The organism is Stenotrophomonas sp. ZAC14A_NAIMI4_1, from assembly GCF_003086915.1.
Taxonomy (GTDB): Bacteria; Pseudomonadota; Gammaproteobacteria; order Xanthomonadales; family Xanthomonadaceae; genus Stenotrophomonas.
Window position 1 is genome coordinate 3,604,045 of record NZ_CP026002.1, and the last position, 25,591, is coordinate 3,629,635.

Genomic DNA, 25,591 nt, shown 5'->3' on the forward strand with positions numbered 1-25,591 from the left:
TGATGTCGGGCAAAGGCGACAAACGCCACAGCACTGGTCATCTATGATTTCGCATAATGTATATTATGTTCTAGCGAACTCCACCCCAACCAGGCTCTACAGCCTCCTGATCCCCTCCACATAGATGATGCTCTCCGAGCACCCGAACCCCTCCACCTTCCGGTCCTTGATGTCGAACCACATCACCCCTTCGATGAGGCCCTGTGGCCGGTACATCAGCGGACCGCTGACAACGACGCGCTTTCCGTCCCAACGTCGCGGCTGCTTCAACACGTCCCTAGGCAACGCCAGATCAAAGCAACGTCCGTCATCCAGCCGGATGGATCCCAGCGTTCGGCCACCCGGGATGATCTCCATGACGCCGGCAGCCTCGATCTGATCTTCAGCCGACGCCTCCTGGGCACGCCCGGGCACACCCCAGCCATTCGCAAGCACCAGCACACACGCCGCCACGCACCAACGGATTGGAACAGACATGCTGCCTCCTCGTGAGCCTTCCAGTCGCTCGACCGTGATGCGTCACGTTAATAGGCGAAAATCTCTTGAAATCTGAGCGGCCAACCAGGGCCTTGGCCCTCAGAATTCAACGCCCACGCCGCATCACCAACGCCAGCGCGCTTGGCGATGATCGCAAAATCCGTACAGATCCGTTTGCCGTTGTGCCAGGCATCGCCCAGCACGCTGTCGGCCCGCGAATCGCAGCCGATGCGTATTTGCTTGAGTGGCCAGGCGGCACAACACACGCCCTGCGCCATCAGGATCGCCGCGCACCACGTGGATGCGCGACGGTGCCGAAGCACTATCCGGCGCGGCAGGCGGGCTGCCGCGCCAGAGGCCCAGCTCAGGCGGCGTCGCGCTCGGCCTGGCGGCGGGTCAGATCGTTGAAGCGACCCAGCGACATCAGGTGCTGGTGGATCAGCGCCAGCCAGCCGCTGCGGTGCCATTCAACCACCGTGGCTTCCGGCAGTGCGACGAACTTCTCCACGTCCACCACGAAGAAGCCGTTGAGGTTGAACTCACGGCCATCAGGCAGGCGGATGGTAGCGTTGCGCTCGACCAGCAGGTCAGCGTCCAGCAGTGCCTTGGAGAAGGTCTGGGTCTGCGCGTGCTCGCGGGTGTACTGGCCACAGAAATCCAGGGCCTGCTGGACGATGTCGGCAGCCTTGCCGTCCACGAACAGCGGCTGGCCTTCATCGCCACCACGCGCAATGCGCGGACTGTCTTCGTCGATGCCCAGCAGGAAATCGTTGCCCTCGCCCGTATCGATGAAGATGAAGGGATGGCGACGCAGGTAGGCCGGGATGTAGGTGTCGTCCGCCCACAGGCCATCGGTGATGAACAGGTTGTCGGTGGTCACGCCCACGGCCGCCATCGGCACGGCGGTCGGGCCAGCGAACAGAATCGGGAAATGGTGCAGTGCCAGCGAGAATTCGCCGAGCACCAGCGGGATCGAGTTGCTGCTGGCAGCGAACTCCAGCTTGCCCGGCAGGATGCGCACGTCAGCGTGCCGGTCGGCCTGCAGCGGCACCGGACGGGTGTAGAACAGGGGTGCGCCGCTCGGTGCAGCTTCGGTGGTGGTGTCGCTGGTGGTGGTCATCGTCAAAGCCATGTCGAACATGCACGCCTGCCATCCCGGGCGCGCCAGCGGGAACAACCTGAACCCCGCATTATCAACAAGCCGGGTGACAAGAGCCACCCCGACGAAGATTTATTTCAGCTGCAGCGGATAGCGCTGCCACAGCACATGGACCAGGAAGCCGGCCAGTTCAGTGTCGCGGGCGCTGACCGCCGCGCGGATCTTGTCCAGCAGCACCATGTCGCTGCACGAGCGGACATCGGCGTGGTTGGCCTGCCCTGCCCTGCGCGCACGGTAACGCGCAGCGCGCTGCGCATCGCTCATCGCGTACCCGAACTTGGGCGGCCGGCCGCGCTTGCGCGGCAAGGTCAGCTCCAGGGTTCCGGGGTCATTGTCATCACGCATGGCGGGTGCGGTCGGCGGCAAATCAACTGGGGGTGCGCAATTTATCGTGAGGCATCACTTTAATCCAGCTTTTTCTGCACTTTTGTTGCAGTGCAGGACGCCATTCCGCGTCTATTGTAGATCCACACCGTGCGTGGATGCGCACGACACCTGCAGACAAAAAAAGGGAGCCCGCGAACGGGCTCCCTCCTCCACTCATCATGCAGCGCGCACGGGCTCGTAGCCGTGCAGATGTGCTTCGCTGCTGGCGCGGCCCTGGCTGAGCGAGCGCAGCGAGGTGGTGTAACCCACCAGGTTGGCCAGCGGTGCAAAACCACTGACTTCGGCGCGACCGTCCTGGTCGTCGATGCGCGCGATGCGGCCATGGCGACGGTTGAGGTCGCTTACCACATCACCCACCGAGGCCGACGGCGAATGCACCGTCACTGCCATCACCGGTTCCAGCAGCTGCGTACCGCCCGCCGCCAGCGCCGCCTTGATCGCCTCACCACCGGCGCGATGGAAGGCCATTTCCGAAGAATCCTTGGCGTGGGTTTCCCCATCCACCAGGCTTACCTCGATGCCCACTACCGGATGTCCCTGCGGCCCGGTCGTCAGCGCCGCACGCACACCCTTTTCCACCGCAGCGATGAAGCTGCGCGGCACCACGCCGCCGACGATGCGGTCGTTGAACACGACCTGGTCGTCCTCGCGCGGCACCACGTCCAGCACCACATGGGCAAACTGGCCCTGCCCGCCGTTCTGCTTGGACACCCGGCCAACCGCACCGGACACCGCGCGCAACGGCGTTTCCTGGTAGGCCACGCGCGGCGCGCCAACGCCGACGTCGACCTTCCACTCGCTGCGCAGGCGCTCGACCATCACCTCCAGGTGCAGCTCGCCCATGCCCCAGACCAGGGTTTCACCACTGTCGCGCTCGGTTTCCACCTTGAACGACGGGTCTTCCTGGGCCAGGCTGGCCAGGCCCTGCGCCATGCGGATCAGGTCGGCCGCGCGTGCCGGCTCCAGCCGCCAGGCCAGCACCGGCGCCTGCGACTGGATGCTTTCCAGGCGCAACGGCTGCCCTCGCCCGCTCAGCGTTTCACCGCTGACGGCATCCTTCCAGCCCAGTACCGCGACAATGTCACCGGCCACGGCCTGTTCAATGTCGTGGGTCTGGTCGGCCTGCACCCGCACCAGGCGGCTGACGCGGCGCCCTTGCGGGTGCTGCGAACTGGCAATGGCATCACCTACCTTCAAGGTGCCCGAGTACAACCGCACGAAACTCAGCGCACCGTGCTGCTGATGGGTGATCTTGAACAGCAGACCCGCCAGCGGACCTTCCGGATCCGGCGGCAGCGACACCTCGCCCTGTTCCGCTTCGGCAGTGACGGCCGGGCGGTCCAGCGGCGACGGCAGGTAATCGACCACTGCATCCAGCAGCGTTTCGATGCCTTTGTCCTTGAACGCTGCGCCCGCCAGCACCGGCACGCCGGCGCCCGCCAGCGTGGCCCGACGGATGGCCGCACGCAGCATCGCCGCATCGATCACGCCGCCTTCCAGCCACGCCGTGGCCAGCACGTCGTCATGGTCGGCCACCGCCTCGATGAGCGCCTGCCGCTGCACCTGCCATTGCCCGCGCTCGTCCTCGCCCCAGGGGGTGATGGACGCCGCAGCGCCGTCCTGCCAACGCAGCACGCGTTCGTCGACCAGGTCGACCCAGCCATGGAAGTCGCTTTCGCTGCCCAGCGGCACGCCCAGCGCCCACGGTCGCGCCTGCAGCTTGTCCTGCAGCTGCTCCAGCACGCGATCAAACGACGCGCCGACGCGGTCCATCTTGTTGACGAAGGCGATAAGCGGCACGCGATGCCGGCGGGCTTGGCGCCACACGGCCTCCGACTGCGGCTGCACGCCATCCACGGCCGAGAACACGGCCACGGCGCCGTCGAGCACGCGCAGCGAACGCTCGACTTCAATAGCGAAGTCGATGTGGCCAGGGGTGTCGATCAGGGTCAGCCGATGCGGCGGCAGGTCGCGCGGCGCCCATTGCGCCTGCACGGCCGCAGCGCCGATGGTGATGCCGCGTTCGCGCTCGATCGCCGAGAAATCGGTGGTCGCGTTGCCGTCGTGTACTTCGCCGACGCGATGGATCTCGCCGCTTTTCCACAGTAGGCGTTCGGTCAGCGTGGTTTTGCCGGCGTCGATGTGGGCAATGATGCCGAGGTTGCGACGGCGGGAAAGGACTTGGGTGTTCATGAGATAGGTTCCTGCAAAGCCAACTTCAGGGGCCGCGCACCCCGGTTGGCGACAGGGCGCGCGGCTAGCGTTCGGTCTCGGCGATCTGGTGCATGGCACGTTCTCCTTGGTGTATCTGGTGAAAACAATGGGATGGGTAGAGTCGACCGTTGGTCGACTGCCAGGGCAGGAATCAGTCGACCAACGGTCGACTCTACCGAGGCCGCAACGCCCCAAACGAAAAGAGCGCCCCGACGGGCGCTCTGTGGATGGTCCATCGATGGCCGTATCAACGGCCCCGTGGCACTCCAGGCAGACACGCCCGTTCCGCGCTAGCGCGGGTCAGGGTGAAAAACTTCAGGAGCGGCATCCGGTTCATGGGGCGCATTCTAGACCTGTCATTCTGGCGCGCAAGTGAATTTTGCGCGCACAGGTGGAACGATGAGGCTTGCTGGGGTCAGAGCCTTTCGCTACGCGAAAGGATCCGACCCCGGGCGGCCAAGGGGTCGGATCCCTTGGCGCAGCCAAGGGCTCTGACCCCTGCAGCGAAAATCACTCGCAGCCGTTGATCCGCCGCGCCTCGCCCACCGTCGCGGCATGATCGCCGGTCACCGACACCCAATCCTTCAGCGAGTAATCGGCATCCACCTCGCCACGCTTGGGCGTGTCGTGGATCGTGATTTCCGTCCAGCTGCCCACCGCACCCAGCTCGGCCAGGCGCGCCGCCTGGTCCTCATCGGTGCTGAAGGTGGCACCCGGCTTGGACGGCTTGGCGTTGTTCACCGTTGCGGTCTTCAGCGCCCGCACGCGCAGTGCGCCATTGGGCATGCGCTGGCTGATCACATCGTAGCGTTCAATGCCGTAGGCCCAGCTGCGTTCGGCCTGGCGACGCACTTCGCTGCCATCATCGGCCACGTCAATCGAGCCATCCACCAGCCCGCCAACCGCGGCAATGCCGCCGTAGCCGGCCATCATCGCCTGGTAGCCGACCATCTGCCGCTTCTCCAGCGGCAGCTCGCTGGCCGCAGGCTTCATGCCCGGCAGCTTGAGGTACGCCGACTTTTTGCAGAGCAGCAGCACGCGCTGGTCCGCCCAGGCCATCATCATCGCGCCACCTGCGTAGTAGTGCGTGGTGAACAGGTCAGCGGCGGCACCCGGGCCTTGTGCATGACGCGTTTCGATCGACGTGGCCTGGTCGGCCGCCTTCTCGATCGACACCGTACGCGTGGATGCAGCGTGGGCGGAGCACGCCGCTGCAACCATGGAAACCAGCAGTGCGGTGCGCGGGAAGTGATGCTTCATGGGGGTCATTCCGTTGAAAAAAACGAACCGCCAATGATACGGGGTGACGCGGGATCCAGCCTTGCTCAACGGGGTCAGAGCCCTTCGCTGCGCGAAAGGATCTGACCCCGGCGATCAGGTCACCACCACCAGCGGCACGCCGCGGCGCGGGTGCTCAAGCACCACCACATCCTGCTGGTACACGCGCTGCAGGTTTGCTTCCGTCAGCACCTGCAGCGGCGTGCCATCGGCCGCCACCCTGCCCTGCTCCAGCAGCACGATGCGATCGGCATAGCCAGCCGCCAGATTGAGGTCGTGCAGCACGACGATCACGCACGCGCCCGCTTCGGCGCATGCGCGCACGCTGCGCAACGTGCGCTCCTGGTGGCGCAGATCGAGCGCGGCCGTCGGCTCATCCAGCAGCAGCAACGGCGTGTCCTGCGCCAGCACGCGCGCAAACGTGGTGCGCGCCGATTCGCCACCGGACAACTGTTGCACCTCGCGCAGGCGCAACGCCTGCAGTTCGGCGGCGTCGATGGCCGCCTCCACCCGCGCATCGTCCGCTGCGGGGTCCGGCGGGTGCGGCAGGCGCCCCATTGCCACCACTTCTTCAACGCTGAAGGCGAAGCGCACGCCGTGTTCCTGCGGCATCACCGCGCGCTCGCGCGCCAAGGGGCCGGCCTTGTAGCTGCGCAAGGGAGCGCCGTGCAGCTGCACCTCGCCCACGTCCGGGCGCAGGTCACCCGCGGCCACGGCCAGCAGGGTCGACTTGCCGGCACCATTGGGGCCGACCAGCGCCGTCACCGTACCCGGCGCGAACGCCAGGGTGATGCCATGCAGGATCTCGCGCTGCTGGCGGCGTACCACCACATCGCGCAACTGCAGGAAATCGCTCATGGCGTGTCCTTGCGGCGCTGCTGCAGCACCAGCCACAGGAAGAACGGTGCGCCCAGTGCGGCCGAGAACAAGCCCAGCGGAATCTCCGCCGGCGGATCCAGTGTGCGCGCGGCGGTATCGGCAATGACGATCAGCAAGGCGCCCAACACGCCCGACACCGGCAGCAGCCAGCGATGGCCGGGACCGACCAGCAGGCGTGCCACGTGTGGCACCACCAGGCCCACGAAGCTGATCGAGCCGGCGAACGCCACCGCCGCACCCACCAGCAGCGCACTGAACGCCACCAGCCTGCGCCGCGTGGCCGCAACATCCAGGCCCAGGTGCTGTGCCTGGCGCTCACCCAGCGCCAGCATGTCCAGTGGCGTCGCCAGCCGCAGCAGCGCGAAGACGCCAATGGCGAACAGCGGCAACACCGCCGCCACATCCGACCAGTTGGCCTGCGCCAGCGAGCCCATCTGCCAGAACACCAGCGATTGCAGCTCGCTCTCGCTGGCGATGTAGGTGAGGAAGCCGATCAGCGCCGAGCAGAATGCGGCCATCGCAATGCCCACCAGCAACAGCGTCGCATTGCCGCTGCCCTTCCCCGGCCGCGCCAATGCATACGTCAGGCCGATGGCCAGTGCGCCACCGGCGAAAGCGGCCACCGGCACCAGCCACCCCGCCGCGCCTGCCGCCCCCAGGACGATCGCCGCCACAGCACCCAGCGCCGCGCCCTGGCTGACGCCGACGATGCCGGGGTCGGCCAGGGGATTGCCGAACAATCCCTGCAGGCTCGCACCGGCCATCGCCAACGCCGCCCCCACCATGGCCCCCAGCAGGGCGCGCGGAATGCGCAGCTGCCACACCACGGCGAGGTCGCGGCGGCTGACCGCCTGCGGATCGACCAGGCCCAGCTTCACCCCCAGGGCCTGCAGAACATCCAGAGGCGGCAGGCGCAGCGGCCCCATCGCGAACGACGCCAGCACCGCGCCCAACAGGGCCAGCAGTGCCACCAGCAGCATCACCCGCCCGCGACGACGGCGCCGATCAGCCGGACTCATGCCGGCGGAAGCGCCGCCAGGGCCTTGGCCAGGGCCAGCGCCCCGGCACCGGTGCCGACGCTGGTGTACTTCAACTGCACATCCGGCATTACCCAGACCCGGTTGGCCGCGCCGGCCGGGGTCTGCTTCAGGGTCGGATAGGCCTTCCACAGGCCCTCGGCGCCGCCAAACTGCTGCAGATCATGCTCGGTCACCAGGATCACCTCCGGTGCGGCGGCGATGACGCCCTCGTTGCTCAGCTGCGAGTAGTTCTTGACGCCTGCCTCGCTGCCGATGTTGACCCCGCCCGCCAGGGCGATCATCTCGGCCGAGGCGCTGTCTGCGCCCGCCACGGTCGGTGCGCCGCCACCGCCGGTGGCCGACACATGGATCACGCGCGGTGCGTGCGCCAGGCCCTTGCCCAGCGTCGCCGCCTCATCAAGCTGGCGCTGCACCTGGGTGGCCAGCGTCTGCCCGGCATCGGCCAGGCCGACGGCCGCGGCCACCTTGCGCACCTTGTCCGGCGCCGGCTGCAGGTCATCGATGACCACGGCCGACTCGCCCACTTCGCGCAGCTTGCCGGCCAGCACGGTGTGGCGACGCAGGCTGTTGCCCAGGAACAGCGAGCCATGCAGGCTCACCACGCCCTCCACGCCGGTGGTGCGGTTGAACAGGAACTGGTGCGGCGCGGCCTGGCCGGCCTGCGTGGTGGTATTGGTCGGCGCAGCGAACACCTGCTTGCCCAGACCGAGCGCTTCCAGCACGGCAATCACATCGTCGCCGCCGGCGATGATGCGGCTGGTGTCCGTCACCTCGGCATCAGCCCCGTCGTCGGAGCGCACCTTGGCCGGCAGCACCGGCGCTTGGCCGGTCAGTGCCGGAAGGTCGGTACCCGCCACGCGCTGCCAGCCGGCAGGCAGCTCGGCGGCCGTGGCCTGGGCTTCGGTGGCGGCCGGTGCAGCGTCGGTCGCTGCAGGCGGCGCGGACGTGCCGCCACAGGCGGCGAGCGCCAACGAAACGGCCAACGGAAGCGCACACAGGCGCAGGCGGGAAGCGATGGTCATGCGGAATCTCCTTGCTGGCCGGGCGAAGGCACTGCCCTCGCCCGGCACGTGGGTTACGGCTGGCGCGGGGTGATGCGGGTGATGCGGTCGCCCTTGGCGTCGTCGGCGCCGCGCGACTTGTTCACCGCGAACACGCTGCCCTTGCCATCGGCGCGCACATGGTTGGGGAAGGTGCCGCCATCGAGGTTGCCGACCACCTTGCCAGCGCGATCAACGACAGTGACGGTGCCAGCACCGCGGTTGGTGACATAGGCCAGGCCGCTCTTGTCATCGAAGGCGACGTTCAGCGCACCGGCACCCACCGGCACGTCGTGCACGACCTTGCCGCTGGCCACATCGACGATCAGCAGGTTGTCGGTGCCCTGCGAGGCGACGTACAAACGGTTCTGCTGCGCATCGAAGGCCACGCCCGACGCACTGATCGAGTTGCCCAGGTCGATGATCTTGTCGACTTCGCCGCTGGCCACGTCGATCACCGCGGCTTCGGGGGTGCCGATGCTGACGGTGAACAGCTTGCCGGCCTTTTCATCCAGCACCAGGCTCATCGGGGTGAACTTGCCCTCGTCCACGCCCGATTCCAGGGTGATCGACGGCAGCTCCTTGAGCGTCTTGGCATCGAACACCGACAGGTGGTCTTCGCCGGTGGCCGAAGCAAACACCTTGCCGTGGGTGCCATCGACCACGACGTCGCGCGCGTGCGGCACGGTATCGACCGGGAACTGGTGGACCAGCGACAGATCCTTCTGGCGGTAGACCGCGATCGAGTTCTGGCGGGTATTGGTCACCCAGACGTTGCCGTTGGTGTCATCCACGCCCACGCCATAGACCGCGTAGACCGCGCCGTTGGTGGTGCCGGCCACCTGTGCTGGGGTGATCGCCTTGGTCACCTTCAGCGTCTTCGGATCCAGCTTCAGCAGCTGCGACTGGGTGACCGGCGGACGGCCGACGGCCGAGGTGACGAACACGGCATTGCTGGCCGCGCTGTAGGCCGACTGGTACAGGCCCGGCACCAGCTTGTTGGACTGGGTGGCGAACTGCTGCTGGCCCGACAGCGGCAGCTGCGGCGAGACGCGCAGCTTCAGCACCGTGGCGGCCGACGGCTGGCTGGCACGCACCACCACCGGATGGGTGCCCGGGACGGCGTCGGCCGGAATGGCAAGCTGGGTCTTGAAGTTGCCATCGGCATCGACCACCAGCGGCTGCGCGTTGAGCACGCTGTCACCGCGCACCAGGCTGACCCGCTGGCCCGGCACGAAACCGCGGCCGATGACCTCGGCGGTGCTGCCCGGCACGACATTCTCGCCGCGCGAGATCACCGTGCCGTTGAAGGTGGCGCTGGCCGGCTGGTCGAACACCGGCTGGGCGGTGGCGGTGACCGCCAGCAGCAGGCCGGCAGCCAGGGAGGTCAGGCGGAGGGACGGACGAAACGACATGGAAGGCTCCTTGCACACGTAGGCCGCGCCACGTGGCGCGGGATTCATCGGTTGCCTGGGCCGCTGCACATCGGCAGTCACGCCTGGGTAGTGGGGGTGCACGGCCAGGCCGTGCGGAAGATCACTCCGCAGCGTTGGCGGGTGCCGGCGCCTTGCCGTCATCCACGCTGCGGTCGGTCACGCCGTACAGCTCATGCAGGGCGGCGTGGAACGAGGCCGGCAGCATCGGGCCATGGCCGAGGCCGGGGAATTCGCGGTACTGCACGCTCAGGCCGGGCACCTTGGCCAGGCGCGAGGACAGCTGCATGGCCGCATCCGGGGTGGCGCCGCCGATGCGACGCAGGTGCGCAACCACGCGCGGGTTGGTCATGTCGCGCTTGCCACGATCACCAACCCGCTCGGCACCGCCCAGCATCAGCCACACCTTGGCGGACTGGCCATGCACGTTCTGCACGAACTGCTGCTCCGGGTCGCCGAGGGCGGCGCCCTGGCTCCACCACAGCGACGGGCTGGCCGACAGATAACGCTGGAATGCAGCCGGGCGCGTGTACAGCGCATTGAGCACGAACAGGCCACCCAGCGAGTGGCCCCACAGCGACTGCTGGTGGGTGTCGATGTTGGCGCGACGCTCCACTTCCGGCTTGATGCGGCGCTCGATCAGGTCAAGGAACAGATCCGCACCGCCACCGACAGCCTGGGTCGTGCCACCCTCGTCATCGGCGCGGTCGATCCAGGCGGTGTAGTCGCAGGTGCGCGCCGGCGAATCGATGCGCAGCTCGTTGTCGTAGCCGATCAGCACCAGCACCGGCGGTGCCTTGCTCGCTGCCAGCTCGGCCAGCAGCGGCTGGTCCAGCACCATGGCAACGGCGTTGCCATCCAGGGCATACAGCACCGGCGACGGCGTCTTCGAGGCCTTGGCCGGGATCCCCACGTTCACCCGCCAGCGGCGCTGCTGGTCGGGGCTGTTGATCACGAAACGCTCGAAACGGTAGCTGGACGCAGGCTCGTCCAGCACGGTGCGGCCCATCAGCTGCTGCGGATTGCGCTGCTGCGCATGGGCATAGGGAGCAACCATCAAGACCCCCATCATCAGGGCGGCCAGACAGCCGAAGGAACGTGCGGAAAACATCATGGGTGACGGATGCGGCGGACGCGGCCGCCTCTTCATCAAGGGACCGCAGTCTACCTTAAACGCGAATGATTATCACATCGATCAAACGTCACGCTGTGTATCGCGCGCGCGATCCTGGGGCCACGCGCCAGTGGTAGCGCCGGGCCGTGCCCGGCGAATGCGGCGCGGCCGGGACTCAGCCGAATTCCGGCGGTACCGGGCCGTAGCGATTTTCCTCAGGCGTGCCCGGCAACAGCGCGAACACCAGGATGACCAGCCCGCCACCGGGCACCAGGGCCAGCAGGTACAGCCAACCCGACTGGTTGCAGTCGTGCAGGCGGCGCACGGTCACTGCGATCAGTGGCAGCAGCGTGGCAAGCCACACCAGGCCCAGCAGGCCCATGAAACCCATGACGATCGCGGCCAGCGCGTCCTCATTGCCGCGCATGATGATGGCCAGCACGCCCCCCAGCAGCGACACCGCCACGGCGACCAGCATCAGGAACAACTGGAACATCCAGTACTCGCGGCGATTGGCGCGGCCCTCGAACTGGGCATAGCGCTTCAACGGCAGAATCAACTGATCCACGGCATCAATCCTTGATGGAGAAGCCGCGCAGTGTGCCAAAAGCCGGCAGGCGCGACAAATGCGGCGGCTTTTGTAGAGTCGAGCCATGCTCGACTGGGGTGCGAAAGCAGTCGAGCGTGGCTCGACTCTACTGAAGCGGATTCAGCGCAATTTGACCAACTCAGCAACACCACTACGCTGGCTGGATGAAGAGCCTTCTGATTGCTTTGGTCCTGACGTCCACGCCGCCCTCCACGGACCCCGGCCATATTGAGCCCGGCTACATCATGGGCAGCCTCAAGAAGAGTCCGCCCCCCATGCCTGGCGCACTCAAAGCGATGGGTGCGCAATGGGAAATGGACTACAGAACACTACGCAGCGCGCTGTTACAGGCGGGATGGAACGCATTGCCGCGCGAGTACTCACACTCCACCGTACTGGGTTTCCCCGAGGTCAACTGTGGCCAAGGGTGGCAGGCAGTCTGCTCATCCGGCTTCCGCAAGGGCGAGCGGGAGTTGTTTCTGTGGCTTCATCCCACAGGAGCCAAGCTCATACTGATCGGCGCAGAGTGACGCAATCGGCACTCTTCGTCATGCACCGCGCAATGAACGCCGACTTTTTTGTGAGTCGAGCAAGCTCGACTCTACAGAAGCGGGGTCAGCGGCCCTTGGCGGTCCGCGCCGCTTCGCGCTCGGCCCGCAGGCGGTCCAGCTTTTCCTTCAGCTTGATCTCCAGCCCGCGCGGCACAGGGTTGTAGTACACGCGCTCGCCCATCGCATCCGGGAAGCCGGTCTGGTCCAGCGCAATGCCACCTTCGGCATCGTGGTCGTACTGGTACTCCGCACCGTAGCCGAGTTCCTTCATCAGCTTGGTGGGCGCGTTGCGCAGGTGCAGCGGCACCTCTTCGGTGCCACTTTCGCGCACATCAGCCTTGGCCTGGTTGAAGGCGGCATACCCGGCGTTCGACTTGGCGGTGCTGGCCAGATAGAGCACCAGCTGGGCGAAGGCGAGCTCGCCTTCCGGGCTGCCCAGGCGCTCGTAGATGTCCCACGCTTCCAGCGCCATGCTCTGTGCGCGCGGGTCAGCCAGGCCAATGTCCTCGATGGCCATGCGGGTCAACCGGCGCGCCAGGTAGGACGGATCACAGCCGCCATCCAGCATGCGGGTCAGCCAATACAACGCGGCATCGGGGTTGGAGCTGCGCACGGATTTGTGCAGCGCCGAGATCTGGTCATAGAACTGTTCGCCGCCCTTGTCGAATCGACGGGTGCGGTCGGCCAGCACCTGGGTCAGGGTCTGCGGGGTGATACGCCCGCCCTCCCCGCCCGCCAGCTCAGCGGCGATCTCCAGCAGGGTCAGCGCACGGCGCACGTCGCCATCGGCAGCGGTGGCGATCTCCAGCAGCAGCTCGGGGGCGACCTCGATGTGCTCTTCGCCGAGGCCGCGCTCGCGATCCCCCAGTGCACGCTCCAGCGCCTCCACGATGTCGGTGGGCGAAACGCCTTCCAGCACGTGCACGCGGCAGCGCGACAACAGCGCCGAGTTCAGCTCGAACGACGGATTTTCGGTGGTGGCACCGACGAACAGGATGGTGCCGCGCTCGATGTGCGGCAGGAACGCATCCTGCTGCGCCTTGTTGAAGCGGTGCACTTCGTCGACGAACAGCACGGTGCGCCGACCTTCGGCGAAACGCTGCGCGGCCTCGGCCAGCACCTGCCGCACTTCCGGCAGGCCGGAGAGCACCGCCGAGATGGCGCGGAACTCGGCGTCGGAATACTCGGCCAGCAGCAGCGCCAGCGTGGTCTTGCCGCAGCCCGGCGGCCCCCACAGGATCATCGAATGCACGCGACCCGATTCGACCGCGCGGCGCAGTGCGCTTTCAGGCGCCAGCAGGCGCTTCTGCCCGACCATTTCGTCGAGGGTGCGCGGGCGCATGCGCTCGGCCAGCGGGCGCAGATGATCCCGATCGACGCTCAGCAGATCGGGGCCGGGGAATGAAGTGGAACGATGTCTTGGCACGCGCTCATTGTACCGCGCTGCCCAACCGTAGCGCCGGGCCCTGCCCGGCGAACCATGTCGGTAGTGCCGGCCGCTGGCCGGCAGATCAAAAGCGTGTCAACCAACGGTTGGCACCCACCAGAGCGGTGGGTCCGGCGCATCGGTAGTGCCGGCCGTTGGCCGGCAGGTCAAAAGCGTGCCAACCAACGGTTGGCACCCACCAGGTCGGCAACCTTGATCAGTTACCGATGACGTCGGTGCCCTTCGGCGGGGTGAAGCTGAAAGTGCCGGCGGCGAAGCCCGGGTTGCGCTTCCAGCCACTGAAGGTGATGACGGTGCGCTGGCCAACCGCGTCGGTGATTTCCATCTTGGCCAGACCCTGCGCGTTGAAGCCCAGGGCGGCGTACTGGAAGCTGGCTTCGGTGTCGCGCTTCGGCGACAGCGACAGCCACTGCAGGCCGTCACGCTTGGCCGCCTCTTCGCTCAGGTCGTACTGCTGCTCCAGCAGCGCCGGATTGATCAGCGCGGTCAGCGGGCTGTTCTGCTCTTCCTTGCCCTGCTCGCGCACGGTGGCCTGCTCCAGGTCCGGCTCGTACATCCAGACCTTCTTGCCGTCAGCCACGATCAGCTGCTCATGCGGGCGCACGTATTCCCAGCGGAACAGGCGCGGCGCCGACAGGGCGACACGGCCGCTGGTCGATTCCTTCACCTTGCCACGGCTGTCGAACACCTGCTGGCTGAACTGGCCATCCAGGCCCTTCAGGCCACTGGTGAAGGTCTTCAGGTCATCGCGGGCGCCGGCCCAGGCGCTGCCGGCAGCGGCGCAGGCCACGGCCAGGGTGGTGGTGGCAAGGAAACGACGGAAGCGGATGTTCATGCAGGAATCCTGTGGGCGCATGCGCCAGGAAAGTTGGGAGCCAGTGTGCCCGGATGAAGATGAATGGGCGATCAGGGCGACATTATGCCGCCCCGCGCGTGCATCGGCGATTCAGCCGGCCGCGCCCGGCAATCTGCCGTACAGCACCTGCCCACGGAAACCGCGCCGCACCTCGCGATACAGTGCGCGGAAGGCCGGGTAATCCTGCGGCTGGCACAGCGCATCGGCACCCCGCACGGCGTTCTGCTGCAGGCGGTGATGGACGACCACCTCCTGCCCTTGCCGCGTCCAGTCCACCCGGTAGTCACCGGCAGCATTGCTGAAATGCTGGCTCTGCGGGATGGCGATGATCGGCACGCTGCCCGGGAACTGCAGGCGGTAGGTCTCTTCGCGCAGGCTGGCGTTGCAGTAGAACGGCGTTTCGTTGGCCGGGGCCGACGCCGTGGCGTACAGCCCGCGCACCGATTCGCCGCCCGGCGGGTCCGGCACGGCCATGCCGCCGGCCACGCTGAAGTCCACGTAGTCTTCGGCCTGGAACGCCATGCGGTAGCCGAACGTATGGGTCAGGTCGACCGGCACGCCCAGCAGCTGCAGCTGGCCGCGCCCGTCGAAACCGGAGGCGGCCATGATCGACTCTTCGGCACGTGCCCGGTTCTGCGCATTGAGCTGGGCGAACTGCGCGCGCATGCCGATTTCTGCGTTGTCGCTCAGCTGCGGCACTGTCTCACCGCGCAGGTTGCCCTGCGCATCGAAGGTGAAGCGCACGTCCATCGCCGTGGCATTGCGCTGCGGGTCGTTGTCCGGCGTGCGCGCCAGGGTGGCATCACGGGTGCGCAGCACCGGCGCCCCCAGGTCGCCATCGGGCAGCTGGCCGAAGCGCGCCCAGGCACTGGTCGAATCCAGGTACAGATCGAACTCGGGCACATAGGTGATGGCGTGATTGAAGCGGCCCAGCACCGGAATCTTCGGCAGCGTCGGGCCACCCCCGGCACCGATCAGCACCGGCGAACTGGCGATGCCCTTGGCTGCCAGCAGCGCTTCGAGGATCACCACATGGTCCTTGCAGTCACCATAGTGGTTGTCGAGGATGCTCTGCGCGCTGTTCGGCTCCAGCCCGCCGTTGCCCAGGTACACGGCCACGTAGCGGATGTTCTGCGCCACCCAGCGATAGAGCGCGTCGGCCTGCGCCTTCCGGTCGCCCAGGCCGGCGGTCACTTCATCGGCCAGCGCCTGGATCTGCGGGGTTACCTGCGCGGCCTGGCCGGCCTTGACCTGGTAGGCGCGCCCGACCTGGGCCCAGTCACGGTACGTGCTGGCCATGATGTTCGGGCCGAATTCCCATACCGCCGCCGCCCAGTTCTGCGCCTGCATCGGGTCGCGGCGCTGGTAGCGCCAGCGCCACTGCGCCTGGCCGTTCTTCACCGTCGGGGTGTCGCTGCCCTGCACGCCCCGGCTGTCCACATGCATGGGCAGGCTGGCCGGCGCGCTCAGGGTCACTTCGGCATCGTCGTACTGGGTGAACACGTTGAAGGTTTCCCACAGGCCGAAGTAGCCGGGGAAATACGGGGTCTGCTGGGTGCGGCGCACCTGGTAGACCAGGCGCGTGCCCGGCGCCAGGTTCGGGAACACGATCACCCGCACCTTGCGGTCGGCATACATGGCCGCGGCTGCGCTGGAATAGCTTTCCTGGGTGTAGATGCGGTCGGCGGGCACGTCGCGGCGCTGGCCGTCGGCGGTCAGCGTATAGGCGCTGACCACATCCAGGGTCTCCATCTTCTCGCTGTAGCTCAGCCGCACCTGGCTGAACTGTTCCACCGCCGCCTTGGTCTTGAGCAGGATCTCGTAGGTTTCGGTCTGCACGTTGCCGGCATCCGGCCGCACCACGTAATCCGCGCGGTAGCGGACAAAGCTGAAATTGTTGCTGGCCTCGGCATCACTGCCGACCGACGGCGGCGCGGGTGTCGGCGCCGCCGCCGACGCCCCGGCCAGGGCCGGGCTGGCGGCAAGCAGACAGGCCAGCGCCAGCGCGCAGGGAACGGGTCGGAACATGCGTCGGATCCTTGGACGTCGTAGGCGTAGCAGGGCTTACTTCGGCGGCGGCGGTGCCAGCACCGTGCGGTCGCCATTGTGCTCGGGGGCACTGACCACGCCGGCCGCTTCCATGGCCTCGATCAGTCGTGCCGCACGGTTGTAGCCGATCTTCAGGCGGCGCTGCACGCCGGAAATGGACGCACGGCGGGTCTCGGTGACCACCCGCAGCGCCTCATCGTACAGCGGATCGGACTCGTCGCCTGCAGCACTGGTCTCCGGCAGGCCGGTCGCACCGACCACCACGCCATCGCCCATCGTCTGCACTTCGTCCAGCACGCCATCGATGTAATCGGCCGGGCCCATCGCCTTGAGGTGCTCGACCACGCGGTGCACTTCATCGTCGGAAACGAAGGCGCCGTGCACACGCTCGGGCATGGCCGTGCCGGGCGGCAGGTACAGCATGTCGCCGTGGCCCAGCAGCGTTTCGGCGCCGGACTGGTCCAGGATGGTGCGCGAATCGATCTTCGAGCTGACCTGGAAAGCGATGCGGGTCGGGATGTTGGCCTTGATCAGGCCGGTGATCACGTCCACCGACGGGCGCTGGGTCGCCAGGATCAGGTGGATGCCGGCCGCACGCGCCTTCTGCGCGAGGCGGGCGATCAGCTCTTCCACCTTCTTGCCGACGATCATCATCATGTCGGCGAATTCGTCGATGAAGATGACCACGAACGGCAGCGTCTCCAGCGGACGCGGGGCCTCGCCCAGTTCCGGGTTCGGCTTGAACAGCGGGTCCATCAGCGGCTGGCCGGCGTCCTGGGCGTCCTTCACCTTCTTGTTGAAGCCGGCCAGGTTGCGCACGCCCACCGCGCTCATCAGCTTGTAGCGGCGCTCCATCTCGGCCACGCACCAGCGCAGCCCGTTGGCGGCCTCCTTCATGTCGGTGACCACCGGCGCCAGCAGGTGCGGGATGCCCTGGTAGACGCTCAGCTCAAGCATCTTCGGGTCGATCATCAGCATGCGCAGGTCTTTCGGCGAGGCCTTGAACAGCAGGCTGAGCACCATGGCGTTGACCGCCACCGACTTGCCCGAACCGGTCGTACCCGCCACCAGCAGGTGCGGCATGCGCGCCAGGTCCGCCACGGTGGAGCGGCCGGCGATGTCCTTGCCCAGGGCCAGGGTCAGCACGCTGGCCGACTTGTCGTACTCCTTCGAACGCAGCAGTTCGGAGAGGTAGATCATCTCCCGGGTGACGTTCGGGATTTCCAGGCCGATCACCGACTTGCCCGGAATGACGTCGACCACGCGCACCGACTTCACCGACAGGCCGCGGGCGATGTCCTTGTCCAGCGAACTGATCTGGCTGACCTTGATGCCCGGCGCGGGCTCGATCTCGAAGCGGGTGATGACCGGGCCGGGATTGGCACCGACCACCTGCGCGTCGATGCGGAAGTCCTTGAGCTTGAACTCGATCTGCCGCGACAGCGCGTCCAGGGTGTCCTTGTCGTAACCCACCGGCTGCGGCTTGGGATCATCCAGCAGCGCCAGCGGCGGCAGGTCCGAGCCGTCGCCATTGACGCCACGGAACATCGGGATCTGCGTGTCGCGCTTGGCCCGGTCGCTCTTCTCGATCACCGGCTCCGGGCGCGGCTCGATCTTCACCGGCTCACGCTTGGCGCGCACTTCGGCGTCAGCCTTGCGCACTTCCTGGCGCTCCTCGCGCATGGCGCGGGTCTGCTGCCACTCGGTGGCCTGTTCCTTTTTGCGTTCCAGCAGCGGCGCCAGCGACATGACGCCACGGCCGATCTTCTCCATCACCGCGAACCACGACAGGCCAGTGGCCAGGGTGATCGAAGCCAGCAGCAGCACCAGCACGAACAGGTTGGCGCCCAGCGCGCCGAAGCCCACTGTGAGCGAATTGCCGACCAGTTTGCCGAGGATGCCGCCCGCACTGGAGACGTCGCCACTGAACAGGCGCACATGCAGGAAGCCCGTGCCGGCGATCAGGAAGCCGACGAGGCCGACCAGGCGCAGGGCCGGATCGAGATCGTTCTCGCCCTTGCTTTCGCGCTTCAGGCCGAACATGGCGATCCACGCCAGCGCACCAAGCACCACCGGCAACAGGAACGCGATGTAGCCGAACAGCTGCAGCAGCACGTCGGCGATCCACGCGCCGGCACGGCCACCCATGTTGTGCACGGGCGCGACAACGCTGCCGGTGTGCGACCAACCCGGGTCACTGGCTGAATAGGTGAAAAGGCTGGCCGCCAGATACAGCAGCGCCGGCGCGATGGCGATCAACCCCAGGTCGCGCCACAGGCGCTGACGACGGGGATTGTCGGTTGTGGCCGCTGCCGCCGAGCGACGCGACGCCTTTTTGTCGTCGGACTTGGAGCGTTCGGGCACCTGCTTCGCCACCTTAGACCATACCTTTGGAATGCGCTGTTAGTGTTTGATAATAAACGACACGGCGTCAGTTTTCAGTCACGGGTGACATCAAGGGTGCCGACAGGCGCCAAAACCACCCATGGGTGACGGCGTTCTGTTCATCGGCTTGAATCACCCCGCCCCAGCCGCCACTCTATGACCTGCCGAGGATGCTGCGCAAACATCGCCAGCGCCTTGTCCCATCTACCTTTTCGCGAGTTTACATGAGCACCAGCCTGCCCTCCCGCCACCAGCGCCTCGTCATCCTCGGTTCCGGCCCGGCCGGTTGGACCGCCGCCGTCTACGCCGCCCGCGCCAACCTGAAGCCGGTCGTCATCACCGGCCTGCAGCAGGGTGGCCAGCTGATGACCACCACCGAGGTGGACAACTGGCCGGGTGACGCCCATGGCCTGATGGGCCCGGACCTGATGGCGCGCATGCAGGCCCACGCCGAGCGCTTCGAGACCGAGGTCATCTTCGACCACATCCATACGGCCGACCTGTCCCAGCGTCCGTTCAAGCTGATCGGCGACAGCCACGAGTACACCTGCGATGCCCTGATCATCTCCACTGGCGCGACGGCCAAGTACCTGGGCATCCCGACCGAAGAGACCTTCAAGGGCCGCGGCGTCTCGGCGTGCGCCACCTGCGACGGCTTCTTCTACCGTGACCAGGACGTGGTCGTGGTCGGCGGTGGCAACACTGCCGTCGAGGAAGCCCTGTACCTGTCCAACATCGCCCGCAAGGTCTACCTGGTCCACCGCCGCGACACCCTGAAGGCGGAAAAGATCATGCAGGACAAGCTGTTCGCCAAGGTGGCTGCCGGCAAGATCGAGACCGTCTGGCACCACCAGGTGGAAGAAGTGCTGGGCAACGACGCCGGCGTCACCGGCGTGCGTGTGAAGTCGACCCTGGACGGCAGCACCCGCGACATCGACGCCCACGGCTTCTTCGTGGCCATCGGCCACCACCCGAACACCCAGCTGTTCGACGGCCAGCTGGCGATGAACAACGGCTACCTGGAAATCCGCTCGGGCCTGGGCGGCAACGCCACCCAGACCTCGGTGGAAGGCGTGTTCGCCGCCGGCGACGTGGCCGACCAACACTACCGCCAGGCGATCACCTCGGCCGGCTTCGGCTGCATGGCCGCACTGGACGCCGAGCGTTACCTGGACGCACAGGGCAAGGCCAGCTGAGGCTTCAGCTGTCTTTCCTGTAGCGTCGAGCCATGCTCGACGGGAGAAAACGGGCGCGCAAGCGCCCGTTTTTTCATCCCGCTGTCGCAGGCTCGACTCCGGCGGGGACGGTAGCACTGGCAACCGCACCTCCCGACCCACGGATGCACACCGCATCGGGAGTGCCCATGCCCAGCGACCTCCTTTCGCGCGCCCTCTGAGCATCCTCCGCCTCCTGCCTGAGTTCCGGGAAGTACGCTTCGATCTCGCGGCCGTCGTAGCGGAATGTAATTACTTTTACTGGCGCAGCTTTTTGCGCAATGTGCGTCAAGCTGTGTCGGAAGTCGTCATGCTGATCCTCAAAGCTTGCGCCGTAGTCATTCGGCAGGATCCCAGGACCAAAATGAATCCGAAGCGCCCCCTCATTGAATTCGAACGAGACCTGCACACGGATATCGTTCGACTGCCCCTCAAGCCGCTCCATTCGATCCAGGATCTCCTGCGCCCTAAGGGTCAGTGACGCGTCAAGTTGTGCGTCGCGTCGCAGCGACCCAGACACCTCGGTACGAGGCTCGGCTAGTGACCTCGGCACTGCAAGTACCCCAGCGATGAAAAGAATGGATCCTAGAGCAGGCCAAAATGCCCGAGCCACTCTCATGGATTTTTCTCCAGATTTGCATTGAGAAATTCAGTGCAAGGCTTCATCCGGCCTTTATAGGGCCGAGTCATGCTCGACTGAAGAAAACGGGCGCGGAAGCGCCCGTTTTTTCATCCTGCTGATGCAGCCTCGACTCCGGCGTGGACACCAGGACTTGCAACCGCGCTTCCTGGTCCGCGGATGCACTGAACCCAGTGCGGCACGGGCGGAGACTTAACGCCATCATCGTCGACCACCTGGGTGTTCCAATAGATGGGTGCGCTTCCCGTGTTCTCGCATCGCAAGGTGACTTGACTTGGCTTCGCACCCGGCCGTTCGATGCGTACGCGCGAATCAGTACATTTCCAGCCCGGCGGGCAACCGACGTTAGTTGTCACTAACTCGATGGGGTACTGCGGATAGCCCTCAAATACGACATCAACCTGCTGCGCGCCCCCTGCTGGAAGGTGAATGCCGTCAATTGGCTCGGCCTTGAGCGGGACGCAGCCCTTTCCTTCGCGGAAGAGTCGATAGCCCTTTTCGACGCCCTTCATGGATGCCGTACGGAAGACGGGATCCTGAAGAGCGACGGCGTCCGCAGCATTGGTGTGAAATGCAACTTCAACGACGACAGACGGCATGGTTGCGAAACTGTTCTCGCCATGTCCCGCAGCAACACCACTCCGTGCCACGGGAAATTCGACATACCCGTCCTGTGAATTGATGATTTCCCGCATATAGCAAAGCGTGAGATCTGCCAGCAGCCGATCCCCTGGCTTGCTGGGGTGGTAGTGAACCCGAGAGCCTCGCGCGACTGGATCGCCGGCATTTGTGTGAATACTAAGCATCCCATCTACACCGAGATGATTGGCGTAGTAGGGACGAGCCCGGATATCGTCCAGCACCTCTCTATCGTTCCGGTTGCTGTTGGCAAAATGATGCCAAATGTCTGTGCGCTCAGGCAGGAGATTCTTGAGATGGTATCGCGCTGACATTTCTTTCCAAGGCCGCATCGAATCTGAATGAATGTCATTTCCGCCACGACGGGCGCGATGCACAGTCAGATCAGCGCGATCCGTGAGAAGCCGTGCAAGTTCGTCTGCGTACCCCGGTGTGATCAGATCCTCAAGAATGCCATTCCGCTCGGGACGCTGGAATTCCCACTGCAGGCCAGGGTGCGTGCGCAAGAGACCGTGACTGGCGGAAACGAGAACTGAACCTCCGGCCTGCCGAGGAACAGCTTGAAGAGGGGCGAGGACGCTCCGGGGAAAGTGCTCCCAATAGAGCCTCCCTTCGTAGAGCACGACGATCTCAACCTCACCCACACCCGCCTGCAGAGCATATGCCTCCAAAGTATTCCTGACGTATTGCTCCATTTCCTCAAGGGAATGATCGTCCTCCAGCGGCAAGACTCCAGGCCCGAATCGTATAACCATTTTCCGCTGCGAAATGTCGACCGAGGCGCTGACGGACGCCCCCAGCGGCTTGGATTCGCGCAATCGATGGGTATCGAGTATTTCCTGCGCTTTCCGGGTAAGGAGAAGATCTAGCGCCGCGTCGGTCTCTCCCAGCGGCGGCGGGTTGCTCGCGGACGCGCATAGGCAAGCCGCACTACAGGCGAGTATCGAAGCCAGCCAACTATTTCGAAGTGCCCGCTTGGTTTCCATGTCAATTCCTTGAGAAAGGTGAGGATGCGCCACGAGACCCGCGCCCAAAGACACTGACAAACACTTCCTTGCTGTGTCTCGAAAAATTATTGAAAAACATCACGTCCTTGGCGCTAATGAGGCAATTGCGATCTTTCATGACGCAACTCCCACCCCTGAGTCAGCGAAAGCCTTTACGCGCTGACACGGCCTGTAAAAAAAGCGGTTCATTTACGATCACTCGACCAACTTTGAGACTCAATTCAATCGAGAACTCTGTGCGGGGTCCAAAGCCTTCACTAAGAAGAACCCGCCCTGCGTCGGGAGATGTCTCCACGACTCGATAGAGCCACATCTGCTTGGCTCTGGCTCGACCTCTTCAGTCGACCAGCCCGATTCCGCTAGCCCCGCTCGCACCCCACCTGCCCTATCCTTTCCCCATGCTCTCCGCCCGCTTACTCGACTCCCTGCAGGCCATTCCCGACACCGTTTGGGATGCCCTGCACGACGGCCATAACCCCTTCGTCAGCCACGCCTTCCTGTCCGGGCTGGAGGCCCACGGCTGCCTGCGCGAGGACTGGGGCTGGCAGCCACGGCACCTCACCCTGTGGGATGACGACACCCTGGTCGGCGCCATCCCGGGCTACCTGAAAACCAACTCCCACGGTGAGTTCGTGTTCGACCACGCCTGGGCGAACGCTTATGCGCGGCACGGTCGCGACTACTACCCGAAGTGGCTGGGCGCGGTGCCGTACTCGCCGGTGACGGGACCCCGCCTGCTGGCCCGCGATGGCGGGGACCGGGCTGCACTGCTGGCGGTGCTTCGCGAGCAGCTGCACGGGCTAGAGGTGTCTTCGGCGCACATCAATTTCCACACCGCCAGCGACGACGACGCCTTCAATGACGACTGGCTGCTGCGCGAAGACGTGCAGTTCCAGTGGCAGAACCCGGGCGACTGGACCACGTTCGAGCAGTTCCTGGCTGCAATGGACCATAAGCACCGCAAGAACATCCGTCAGGAGCGCGCCAAGGTCACCCGCCAGGGAATCACCTTCCGGGTGGTGCATGGCAATGACGCCAGCCGCGCCGACCTGCAGGCGATGTACCGCTTCTATCTGCAGACCTTCCTCGAATACGGCAATGCGCCGGCGCTGACCGAGGCGTTCCTGCGCCACCTGGCGATTTCGCTGGGCCGCGGGCTGGTGCTGTTCCTGGCCGAGCAGGACGGCGAGCCGATTGCCGGCGCGCTGTGCCTGCGCGGGGGCGACACGCTCTATGGCCGCTACTGGGGTGGCGCCACCCTGCCCGGCCTGCATTTCGAAGCGTGCTACTACCAGGGCATCGAGTACTGCCTGCGCGAAGGCCTGACGCGCTTCGAGCCCGGCGCGCAGGGCGAGCACAAACTGGCACGCGGCTTCCTGCCAACACTGGTGCGCAGCCGGCATTGGGTGGCCGATGCGGAATTTGCCGAGGCGCTGCAGGAGTGGTGCCAGCAGGAGCGGCGCGATGTGCGCCGGTACCGGCAGGAGCTGATGGGGCACAGCCCATTCCGCGCGGGCGGGTAGCGTCGAGCTTGCTCGACTGAAGCGGCTCTGCCGGCCAGCGGCCGGCACTACCAGAGCCAAGGCGCATCCACCATCGCGTTCCGGCGGGGTCGCGACGAATACAATCACCCGCATGACCCGCCCGCTGCCCTGGCGCCTGTCCGATGCGCCGGATTCGCCCTTCCCTCCGGCCGAAACCGCGCTGCGCAAGCCCGACGGGCTGCTGGCGGTGGGCGGCGATCTGCATCCGCTGCGCCTGCTCAACGCCTACGCGGGCGGCATCTTCCCGTGGTTCAGCGAGGGCGAGCCGATCCTGTGGTGGTCGCCCGATCCGCGTATGGTCTTCCACACCGACGGGGTGCACCTGTCCAGCCGATTCCGCCGCCAGTTGCGCGCCAGCACCTGGGAGGTCACCGCCGATACCGCCTTCAGCCAGGTGATGCGGGCCTGCGCGGCCGCGCCGCGCCCGGGCCAGGACGGCACCTGGATCAGCCCGGACATGGTGGACGCCTACAGCCATCTGCATGACCTTGGCTTCGCCCATTCGTTCGAGGTCTGGGACCGGCAGACCCTGGTGGGCGGCATCTACGGGGTGGCCATCGGCACGATGTTCTTCGGCGAAAGCATGTTCAGCGGCGCCAGCGGCGGCTCCAAGATCGCACTGGCAGCGCTGGCCGCCACCCTGCATCGCTGGGACTGGCGCCTGATCGACGCCCAGGTGGAGAACCCGCACCTGTTGCGGATGGGGGCCGTTCACCTGCCGCGGGAAGAATTCCTGCAGCATGTCCGCCTGGCCGTACGCGAAGAAGGCCGTGAAGGCCCGTGGACCCACGCCGTGGGGCGCCTGCCGGCCCGGGATCTGGCGGAAATTTAACCGGATCTTTGCAAGCTGGGCGAAGGACGCGTAAAATACCGCGCCTTAGGCCCAGCGTGGCCGTTTTCTGAACCGCACAGGACTACATGTCGAAAGACGATTCCATCGAGTTCGAGGGCACCGTCAGCGAGACGCTGCCGAACACCACTTTCCGCGTTCGTCTGGAAAATGGGCACGAAATCATCGCCCACATCTCCGGCCGCATGCGCAAGAACTACATCCGCATCCTCACCGGGGACCGGGTCAAGGTTGAAATGACCCCGTACGACCTGACCAAGGGTCGTATCACCTACCGCATGAAGTAAGCGGTCGGCGCCCTGCGCCACCCTGACAAGGCCGGCCCTGCTGCCGGCCTTTTGTCGTGCCCGCTCTCCGGGCCATCAGATGGCTGCGATTTTTCGTATTAGTCCGAAAGATGTTGCGGGAACGGATCGCTAGACTTGGCGTGATGTTCGCCCACCCTCTGGATGCATGAGCTATTTGATCGTGTTGGACCCGCAGTCCGTGACCGCCCGCTGTTATGCCAGCAAGGGGCCTGACGGCACCTGGTTTGGGCAGCCCTGCCTCATCTGCGTCCAGATGGACGCATCCCACCCGCTGTACCTGGCCGCTGAGCGCGAGATCACCCATGCCGGCACACGCCAGCGCCAGCGCCTGCACATCCCGCACGAGGCCGTAGCGTTCGTGATCGAGGGCCCGATGGGCCAGGGCCGGCAACTGGGTTTCCGCGCCATCAGCTCCTGAGCCTGGCCGGCCTACGTGCCGGAGGTCATCGTGACCGAACGCACCATGGCGTCGGTCAGGCCTGCTTGCGGCA

General features: G+C 65.9%; 24 protein-coding genes. 6 read left to right on the forward strand and 18 right to left on the reverse strand.

The annotated features are described in order from the left end of the window. Positions 1-96: 96 nt before the first annotated feature. The 12 genes from C1926_RS16445 to C1926_RS16495 form a co-directional block, all read right to left on the reverse strand. Positions 97-477 carry a hypothetical protein gene (locus C1926_RS16445; RefSeq protein ID WP_108759958.1) on the reverse strand — a complete coding sequence of 127 codons (381 nt, stop codon included), beginning with the start codon at positions 475-477 and terminating at the stop codon, positions 97-99. Positions 478-524: 47 nt separating this feature from the next. Further along, positions 525-755, reverse strand: a complete 231-nt coding sequence (locus tag C1926_RS21580; protein ID WP_159095133.1) for a hypothetical protein — start codon at positions 753-755, stop codon at positions 525-527. An 86-nt stretch (positions 756-841) separates the two neighbouring features. Further along, on the reverse strand, positions 842-1,597 hold the full coding sequence (locus C1926_RS16450; protein ID WP_108747825.1) for a SapC family protein: 756 nt from the start codon (positions 1,595-1,597) through the stop codon (positions 842-844). Between the two features lie 111 nt (positions 1,598-1,708). Further along, on the reverse strand, positions 1,709-1,981 hold the full coding sequence (locus C1926_RS16455; protein ID WP_079221882.1) for a hypothetical protein: 273 nt from the start codon (positions 1,979-1,981) through the stop codon (positions 1,709-1,711). Between the two features lie 198 nt (positions 1,982-2,179). Next, positions 2,180-4,216, reverse strand: coding sequence for an elongation factor G (gene fusA, locus C1926_RS16460; protein WP_108759959.1), 2,037 nt, complete (start codon positions 4,214-4,216; stop codon positions 2,180-2,182). Positions 4,217-4,747: 531 nt separating this feature from the next. After that, positions 4,748-5,497: a hypothetical protein gene (locus C1926_RS16465; protein WP_254057300.1), complete on the reverse strand. Its 750-nt coding sequence runs from the start codon at positions 5,495-5,497 to the stop codon at positions 4,748-4,750. A 114-nt stretch (positions 5,498-5,611) separates the two neighbouring features. Then, positions 5,612-6,373: a heme ABC transporter ATP-binding protein gene (locus tag C1926_RS16470; RefSeq protein ID WP_108746674.1), complete on the reverse strand. Its 762-nt coding sequence runs from the start codon at positions 6,371-6,373 to the stop codon at positions 5,612-5,614. Further along, positions 6,370-7,413 carry an iron ABC transporter permease gene (locus C1926_RS16475; RefSeq protein ID WP_079221878.1) on the reverse strand — a complete coding sequence of 348 codons (1,044 nt, stop codon included), beginning with the start codon at positions 7,411-7,413 and terminating at the stop codon, positions 6,370-6,372. The genes C1926_RS16470 and C1926_RS16475 overlap by 4 nt, the downstream gene beginning before the upstream one ends. Next, positions 7,410-8,456, reverse strand: a complete 1,047-nt coding sequence (locus C1926_RS16480) for an ABC transporter substrate-binding protein (protein WP_108759961.1) — start codon at positions 8,454-8,456, stop codon at positions 7,410-7,412. The genes C1926_RS16475 and C1926_RS16480 overlap by 4 nt, the downstream gene beginning before the upstream one ends. A gap of 53 nt (positions 8,457-8,509) precedes the next feature. Beyond that, positions 8,510-9,889 carry a YncE family protein gene (locus C1926_RS16485; protein ID WP_108759962.1) on the reverse strand — a complete coding sequence of 460 codons (1,380 nt, stop codon included), beginning with the start codon at positions 9,887-9,889 and terminating at the stop codon, positions 8,510-8,512. Between the two features lie 121 nt (positions 9,890-10,010). Next, positions 10,011-11,021, reverse strand: a complete 1,011-nt coding sequence (locus C1926_RS16490) for an alpha/beta hydrolase-fold protein (RefSeq protein ID WP_108759963.1) — start codon at positions 11,019-11,021, stop codon at positions 10,011-10,013. 175 nt (positions 11,022-11,196) lie between these two features. After that, the gene (locus C1926_RS16495) at positions 11,197-11,589 is read right to left on the reverse strand and encodes a DUF805 domain-containing protein (RefSeq protein WP_108759964.1); all 393 of its coding nucleotides are present in this window, start codon (positions 11,587-11,589) and stop codon (positions 11,197-11,199) included. Between the two features lie 185 nt (positions 11,590-11,774). Between C1926_RS16495 and C1926_RS16500 the strand changes: the two genes are divergently transcribed. Next, positions 11,775-12,140: a hypothetical protein gene (locus C1926_RS16500; RefSeq protein ID WP_108759965.1), complete on the forward strand. Its 366-nt coding sequence runs from the start codon at positions 11,775-11,777 to the stop codon at positions 12,138-12,140. Between the two features lie 85 nt (positions 12,141-12,225). On the opposite strand, the gene C1926_RS16505 is transcribed toward C1926_RS16500, so the two are convergent. From C1926_RS16505 to C1926_RS16520, 4 genes are all read right to left on the reverse strand, one after another. After that, positions 12,226-13,503 carry a replication-associated recombination protein A gene (locus C1926_RS16505; RefSeq protein WP_254057417.1) on the reverse strand — a complete coding sequence of 426 codons (1,278 nt, stop codon included), beginning with the start codon at positions 13,501-13,503 and terminating at the stop codon, positions 12,226-12,228. 301 nt (positions 13,504-13,804) lie between these two features. After that, positions 13,805-14,443, reverse strand: a complete 639-nt coding sequence (gene lolA, locus C1926_RS16510; protein ID WP_079221872.1) for an outer membrane lipoprotein chaperone LolA — start codon at positions 14,441-14,443, stop codon at positions 13,805-13,807. Positions 14,444-14,554: 111 nt separating this feature from the next. Further along, a complete protein-coding gene (locus C1926_RS16515) occupies positions 14,555-16,492 on the reverse strand; it encodes a DUF3857 domain-containing protein (RefSeq protein ID WP_108759967.1) in 1,938 nt (645 codons plus the stop codon). Between the two features lie 36 nt (positions 16,493-16,528). Continuing rightward, entirely contained in the window at positions 16,529-18,889 is a 2,361-nt protein-coding gene (locus C1926_RS16520) for a DNA translocase FtsK (protein ID WP_079221870.1), read from the reverse strand. Between the two features lie 233 nt (positions 18,890-19,122). On the opposite strand from C1926_RS16520, the gene trxB reads away from it, so the two are divergent. Beyond that, the gene (trxB, locus tag C1926_RS16525; RefSeq protein WP_079221869.1) at positions 19,123-20,094 is read left to right on the forward strand and encodes a thioredoxin-disulfide reductase; all 972 of its coding nucleotides are present in this window, start codon (positions 19,123-19,125) and stop codon (positions 20,092-20,094) included. Positions 20,095-20,167: 73 nt separating this feature from the next. Here trxB and C1926_RS16530 read toward each other — a convergent pair whose 3' ends face one another. After that, entirely contained in the window at positions 20,168-20,557 is a 390-nt protein-coding gene (locus C1926_RS16530; RefSeq protein ID WP_108759968.1) for a hypothetical protein, read from the reverse strand. Positions 20,558-20,841: 284 nt separating this feature from the next. Further along, positions 20,842-22,377, reverse strand: coding sequence for an N-acetylmuramoyl-L-alanine amidase (locus tag C1926_RS16535; RefSeq protein WP_108759969.1), 1,536 nt, complete (start codon positions 22,375-22,377; stop codon positions 20,842-20,844). A gap of 419 nt (positions 22,378-22,796) precedes the next feature. On the opposite strand from C1926_RS16535, the gene C1926_RS16540 reads away from it, so the two are divergent. The 4 genes from C1926_RS16540 (at position 22,797) to C1926_RS21840 (ending at position 25,518) form a co-directional block, all read left to right on the forward strand. Continuing rightward, a complete protein-coding gene (locus C1926_RS16540; protein ID WP_108759970.1) occupies positions 22,797-23,921 on the forward strand; it encodes a GNAT family N-acetyltransferase in 1,125 nt (374 codons plus the stop codon). A 112-nt stretch (positions 23,922-24,033) separates the two neighbouring features. Further along, a complete protein-coding gene (gene aat, locus C1926_RS16545) occupies positions 24,034-24,774 on the forward strand; it encodes a leucyl/phenylalanyl-tRNA--protein transferase (protein WP_108759971.1) in 741 nt (246 codons plus the stop codon). An 86-nt stretch (positions 24,775-24,860) separates the two neighbouring features. Then, positions 24,861-25,079 (forward strand): translation initiation factor IF-1, encoded by a 219-nt coding sequence (infA, locus tag C1926_RS16550; RefSeq protein WP_005409596.1) that lies wholly within the window; start codon positions 24,861-24,863, stop codon positions 25,077-25,079. A 274-nt stretch (positions 25,080-25,353) separates the two neighbouring features. Next, positions 25,354-25,518, forward strand: a complete 165-nt coding sequence (locus C1926_RS21840; protein WP_234458411.1) for a hypothetical protein — start codon at positions 25,354-25,356, stop codon at positions 25,516-25,518. Positions 25,519-25,591 lie beyond the last annotated feature (73 nt).

What these genes read in the sequence shown, in the direction of transcription:
- C1926_RS16480 (WP_108759961.1), bottom strand. Translation starts at nt 8,456, where the DNA reads ATGACCATCGCTTCCCGCCTGCGCCTGTGTGCGCTTCCGTTGGCCGTT.
- C1926_RS16540 (WP_108759970.1), top strand. Translation starts at nt 22,797, where the DNA reads ATGCTCTCCGCCCGCTTACTCGACTCCCTGCAGGCCATTCCCGACACC.
- C1926_RS16490 (WP_108759963.1), bottom strand. Translation starts at nt 11,021, where the DNA reads ATGATGTTTTCCGCACGTTCCTTCGGCTGTCTGGCCGCCCTGATGATG.
- C1926_RS16475 (WP_079221878.1), bottom strand. Translation starts at nt 7,413, where the DNA reads ATGAGTCCGGCTGATCGGCGCCGTCGTCGCGGGCGGGTGATGCTGCTG.
- C1926_RS21580 (WP_159095133.1), bottom strand. Translation starts at nt 755, where the DNA reads ATGGCGCAGGGCGTGTGTTGTGCCGCCTGGCCACTCAAGCAAATACGC.
- C1926_RS16515 (WP_108759967.1), bottom strand. Translation starts at nt 16,492, where the DNA reads ATGTTCCGACCCGTTCCCTGCGCGCTGGCGCTGGCCTGTCTGCTTGCC.
- C1926_RS16505 (WP_254057417.1), bottom strand. Translation starts at nt 13,503, where the DNA reads ATGCGCCCGCGCACCCTCGACGAAATGGTCGGGCAGAAGCGCCTGCTG.
- C1926_RS16455 (WP_079221882.1), bottom strand. Translation starts at nt 1,981, where the DNA reads ATGCGTGATGACAATGACCCCGGAACCCTGGAGCTGACCTTGCCGCGC.
- trxB (WP_079221869.1), top strand. Translation starts at nt 19,123, where the DNA reads ATGAGCACCAGCCTGCCCTCCCGCCACCAGCGCCTCGTCATCCTCGGT.
- C1926_RS21840 (WP_234458411.1), top strand. Translation starts at nt 25,354, where the DNA reads ATGGACGCATCCCACCCGCTGTACCTGGCCGCTGAGCGCGAGATCACC.
- C1926_RS16450 (WP_108747825.1), bottom strand. Translation starts at nt 1,597, where the DNA reads ATGACCACCACCAGCGACACCACCACCGAAGCTGCACCGAGCGGCGCA.
- C1926_RS16485 (WP_108759962.1), bottom strand. Translation starts at nt 9,889, where the DNA reads ATGTCGTTTCGTCCGTCCCTCCGCCTGACCTCCCTGGCTGCCGGCCTG.
- C1926_RS16445 (WP_108759958.1), bottom strand. Translation starts at nt 477, where the DNA reads ATGTCTGTTCCAATCCGTTGGTGCGTGGCGGCGTGTGTGCTGGTGCTT.
- lolA (WP_079221872.1), bottom strand. Translation starts at nt 14,443, where the DNA reads ATGAACATCCGCTTCCGTCGTTTCCTTGCCACCACCACCCTGGCCGTG.
- infA (WP_005409596.1), top strand. Translation starts at nt 24,861, where the DNA reads ATGTCGAAAGACGATTCCATCGAGTTCGAGGGCACCGTCAGCGAGACG.
- fusA (WP_108759959.1), bottom strand. Translation starts at nt 4,216, where the DNA reads ATGAACACCCAAGTCCTTTCCCGCCGTCGCAACCTCGGCATCATTGCC.
- aat (WP_108759971.1), top strand. Translation starts at nt 24,034, where the DNA reads ATGACCCGCCCGCTGCCCTGGCGCCTGTCCGATGCGCCGGATTCGCCC.
- C1926_RS16465 (WP_254057300.1), bottom strand. Translation starts at nt 5,497, where the DNA reads ATGAAGCATCACTTCCCGCGCACCGCACTGCTGGTTTCCATGGTTGCA.
- C1926_RS16500 (WP_108759965.1), top strand. Translation starts at nt 11,775, where the DNA reads ATGAAGAGCCTTCTGATTGCTTTGGTCCTGACGTCCACGCCGCCCTCC.
- C1926_RS16530 (WP_108759968.1), bottom strand. Translation starts at nt 20,557, where the DNA reads ATGGAGCGGCTTGAGGGGCAGTCGAACGATATCCGTGTGCAGGTCTCG.
- C1926_RS16470 (WP_108746674.1), bottom strand. Translation starts at nt 6,373, where the DNA reads ATGAGCGATTTCCTGCAGTTGCGCGATGTGGTGGTACGCCGCCAGCAG.
- C1926_RS16535 (WP_108759969.1), bottom strand. Translation starts at nt 22,377, where the DNA reads ATGGAAACCAAGCGGGCACTTCGAAATAGTTGGCTGGCTTCGATACTC.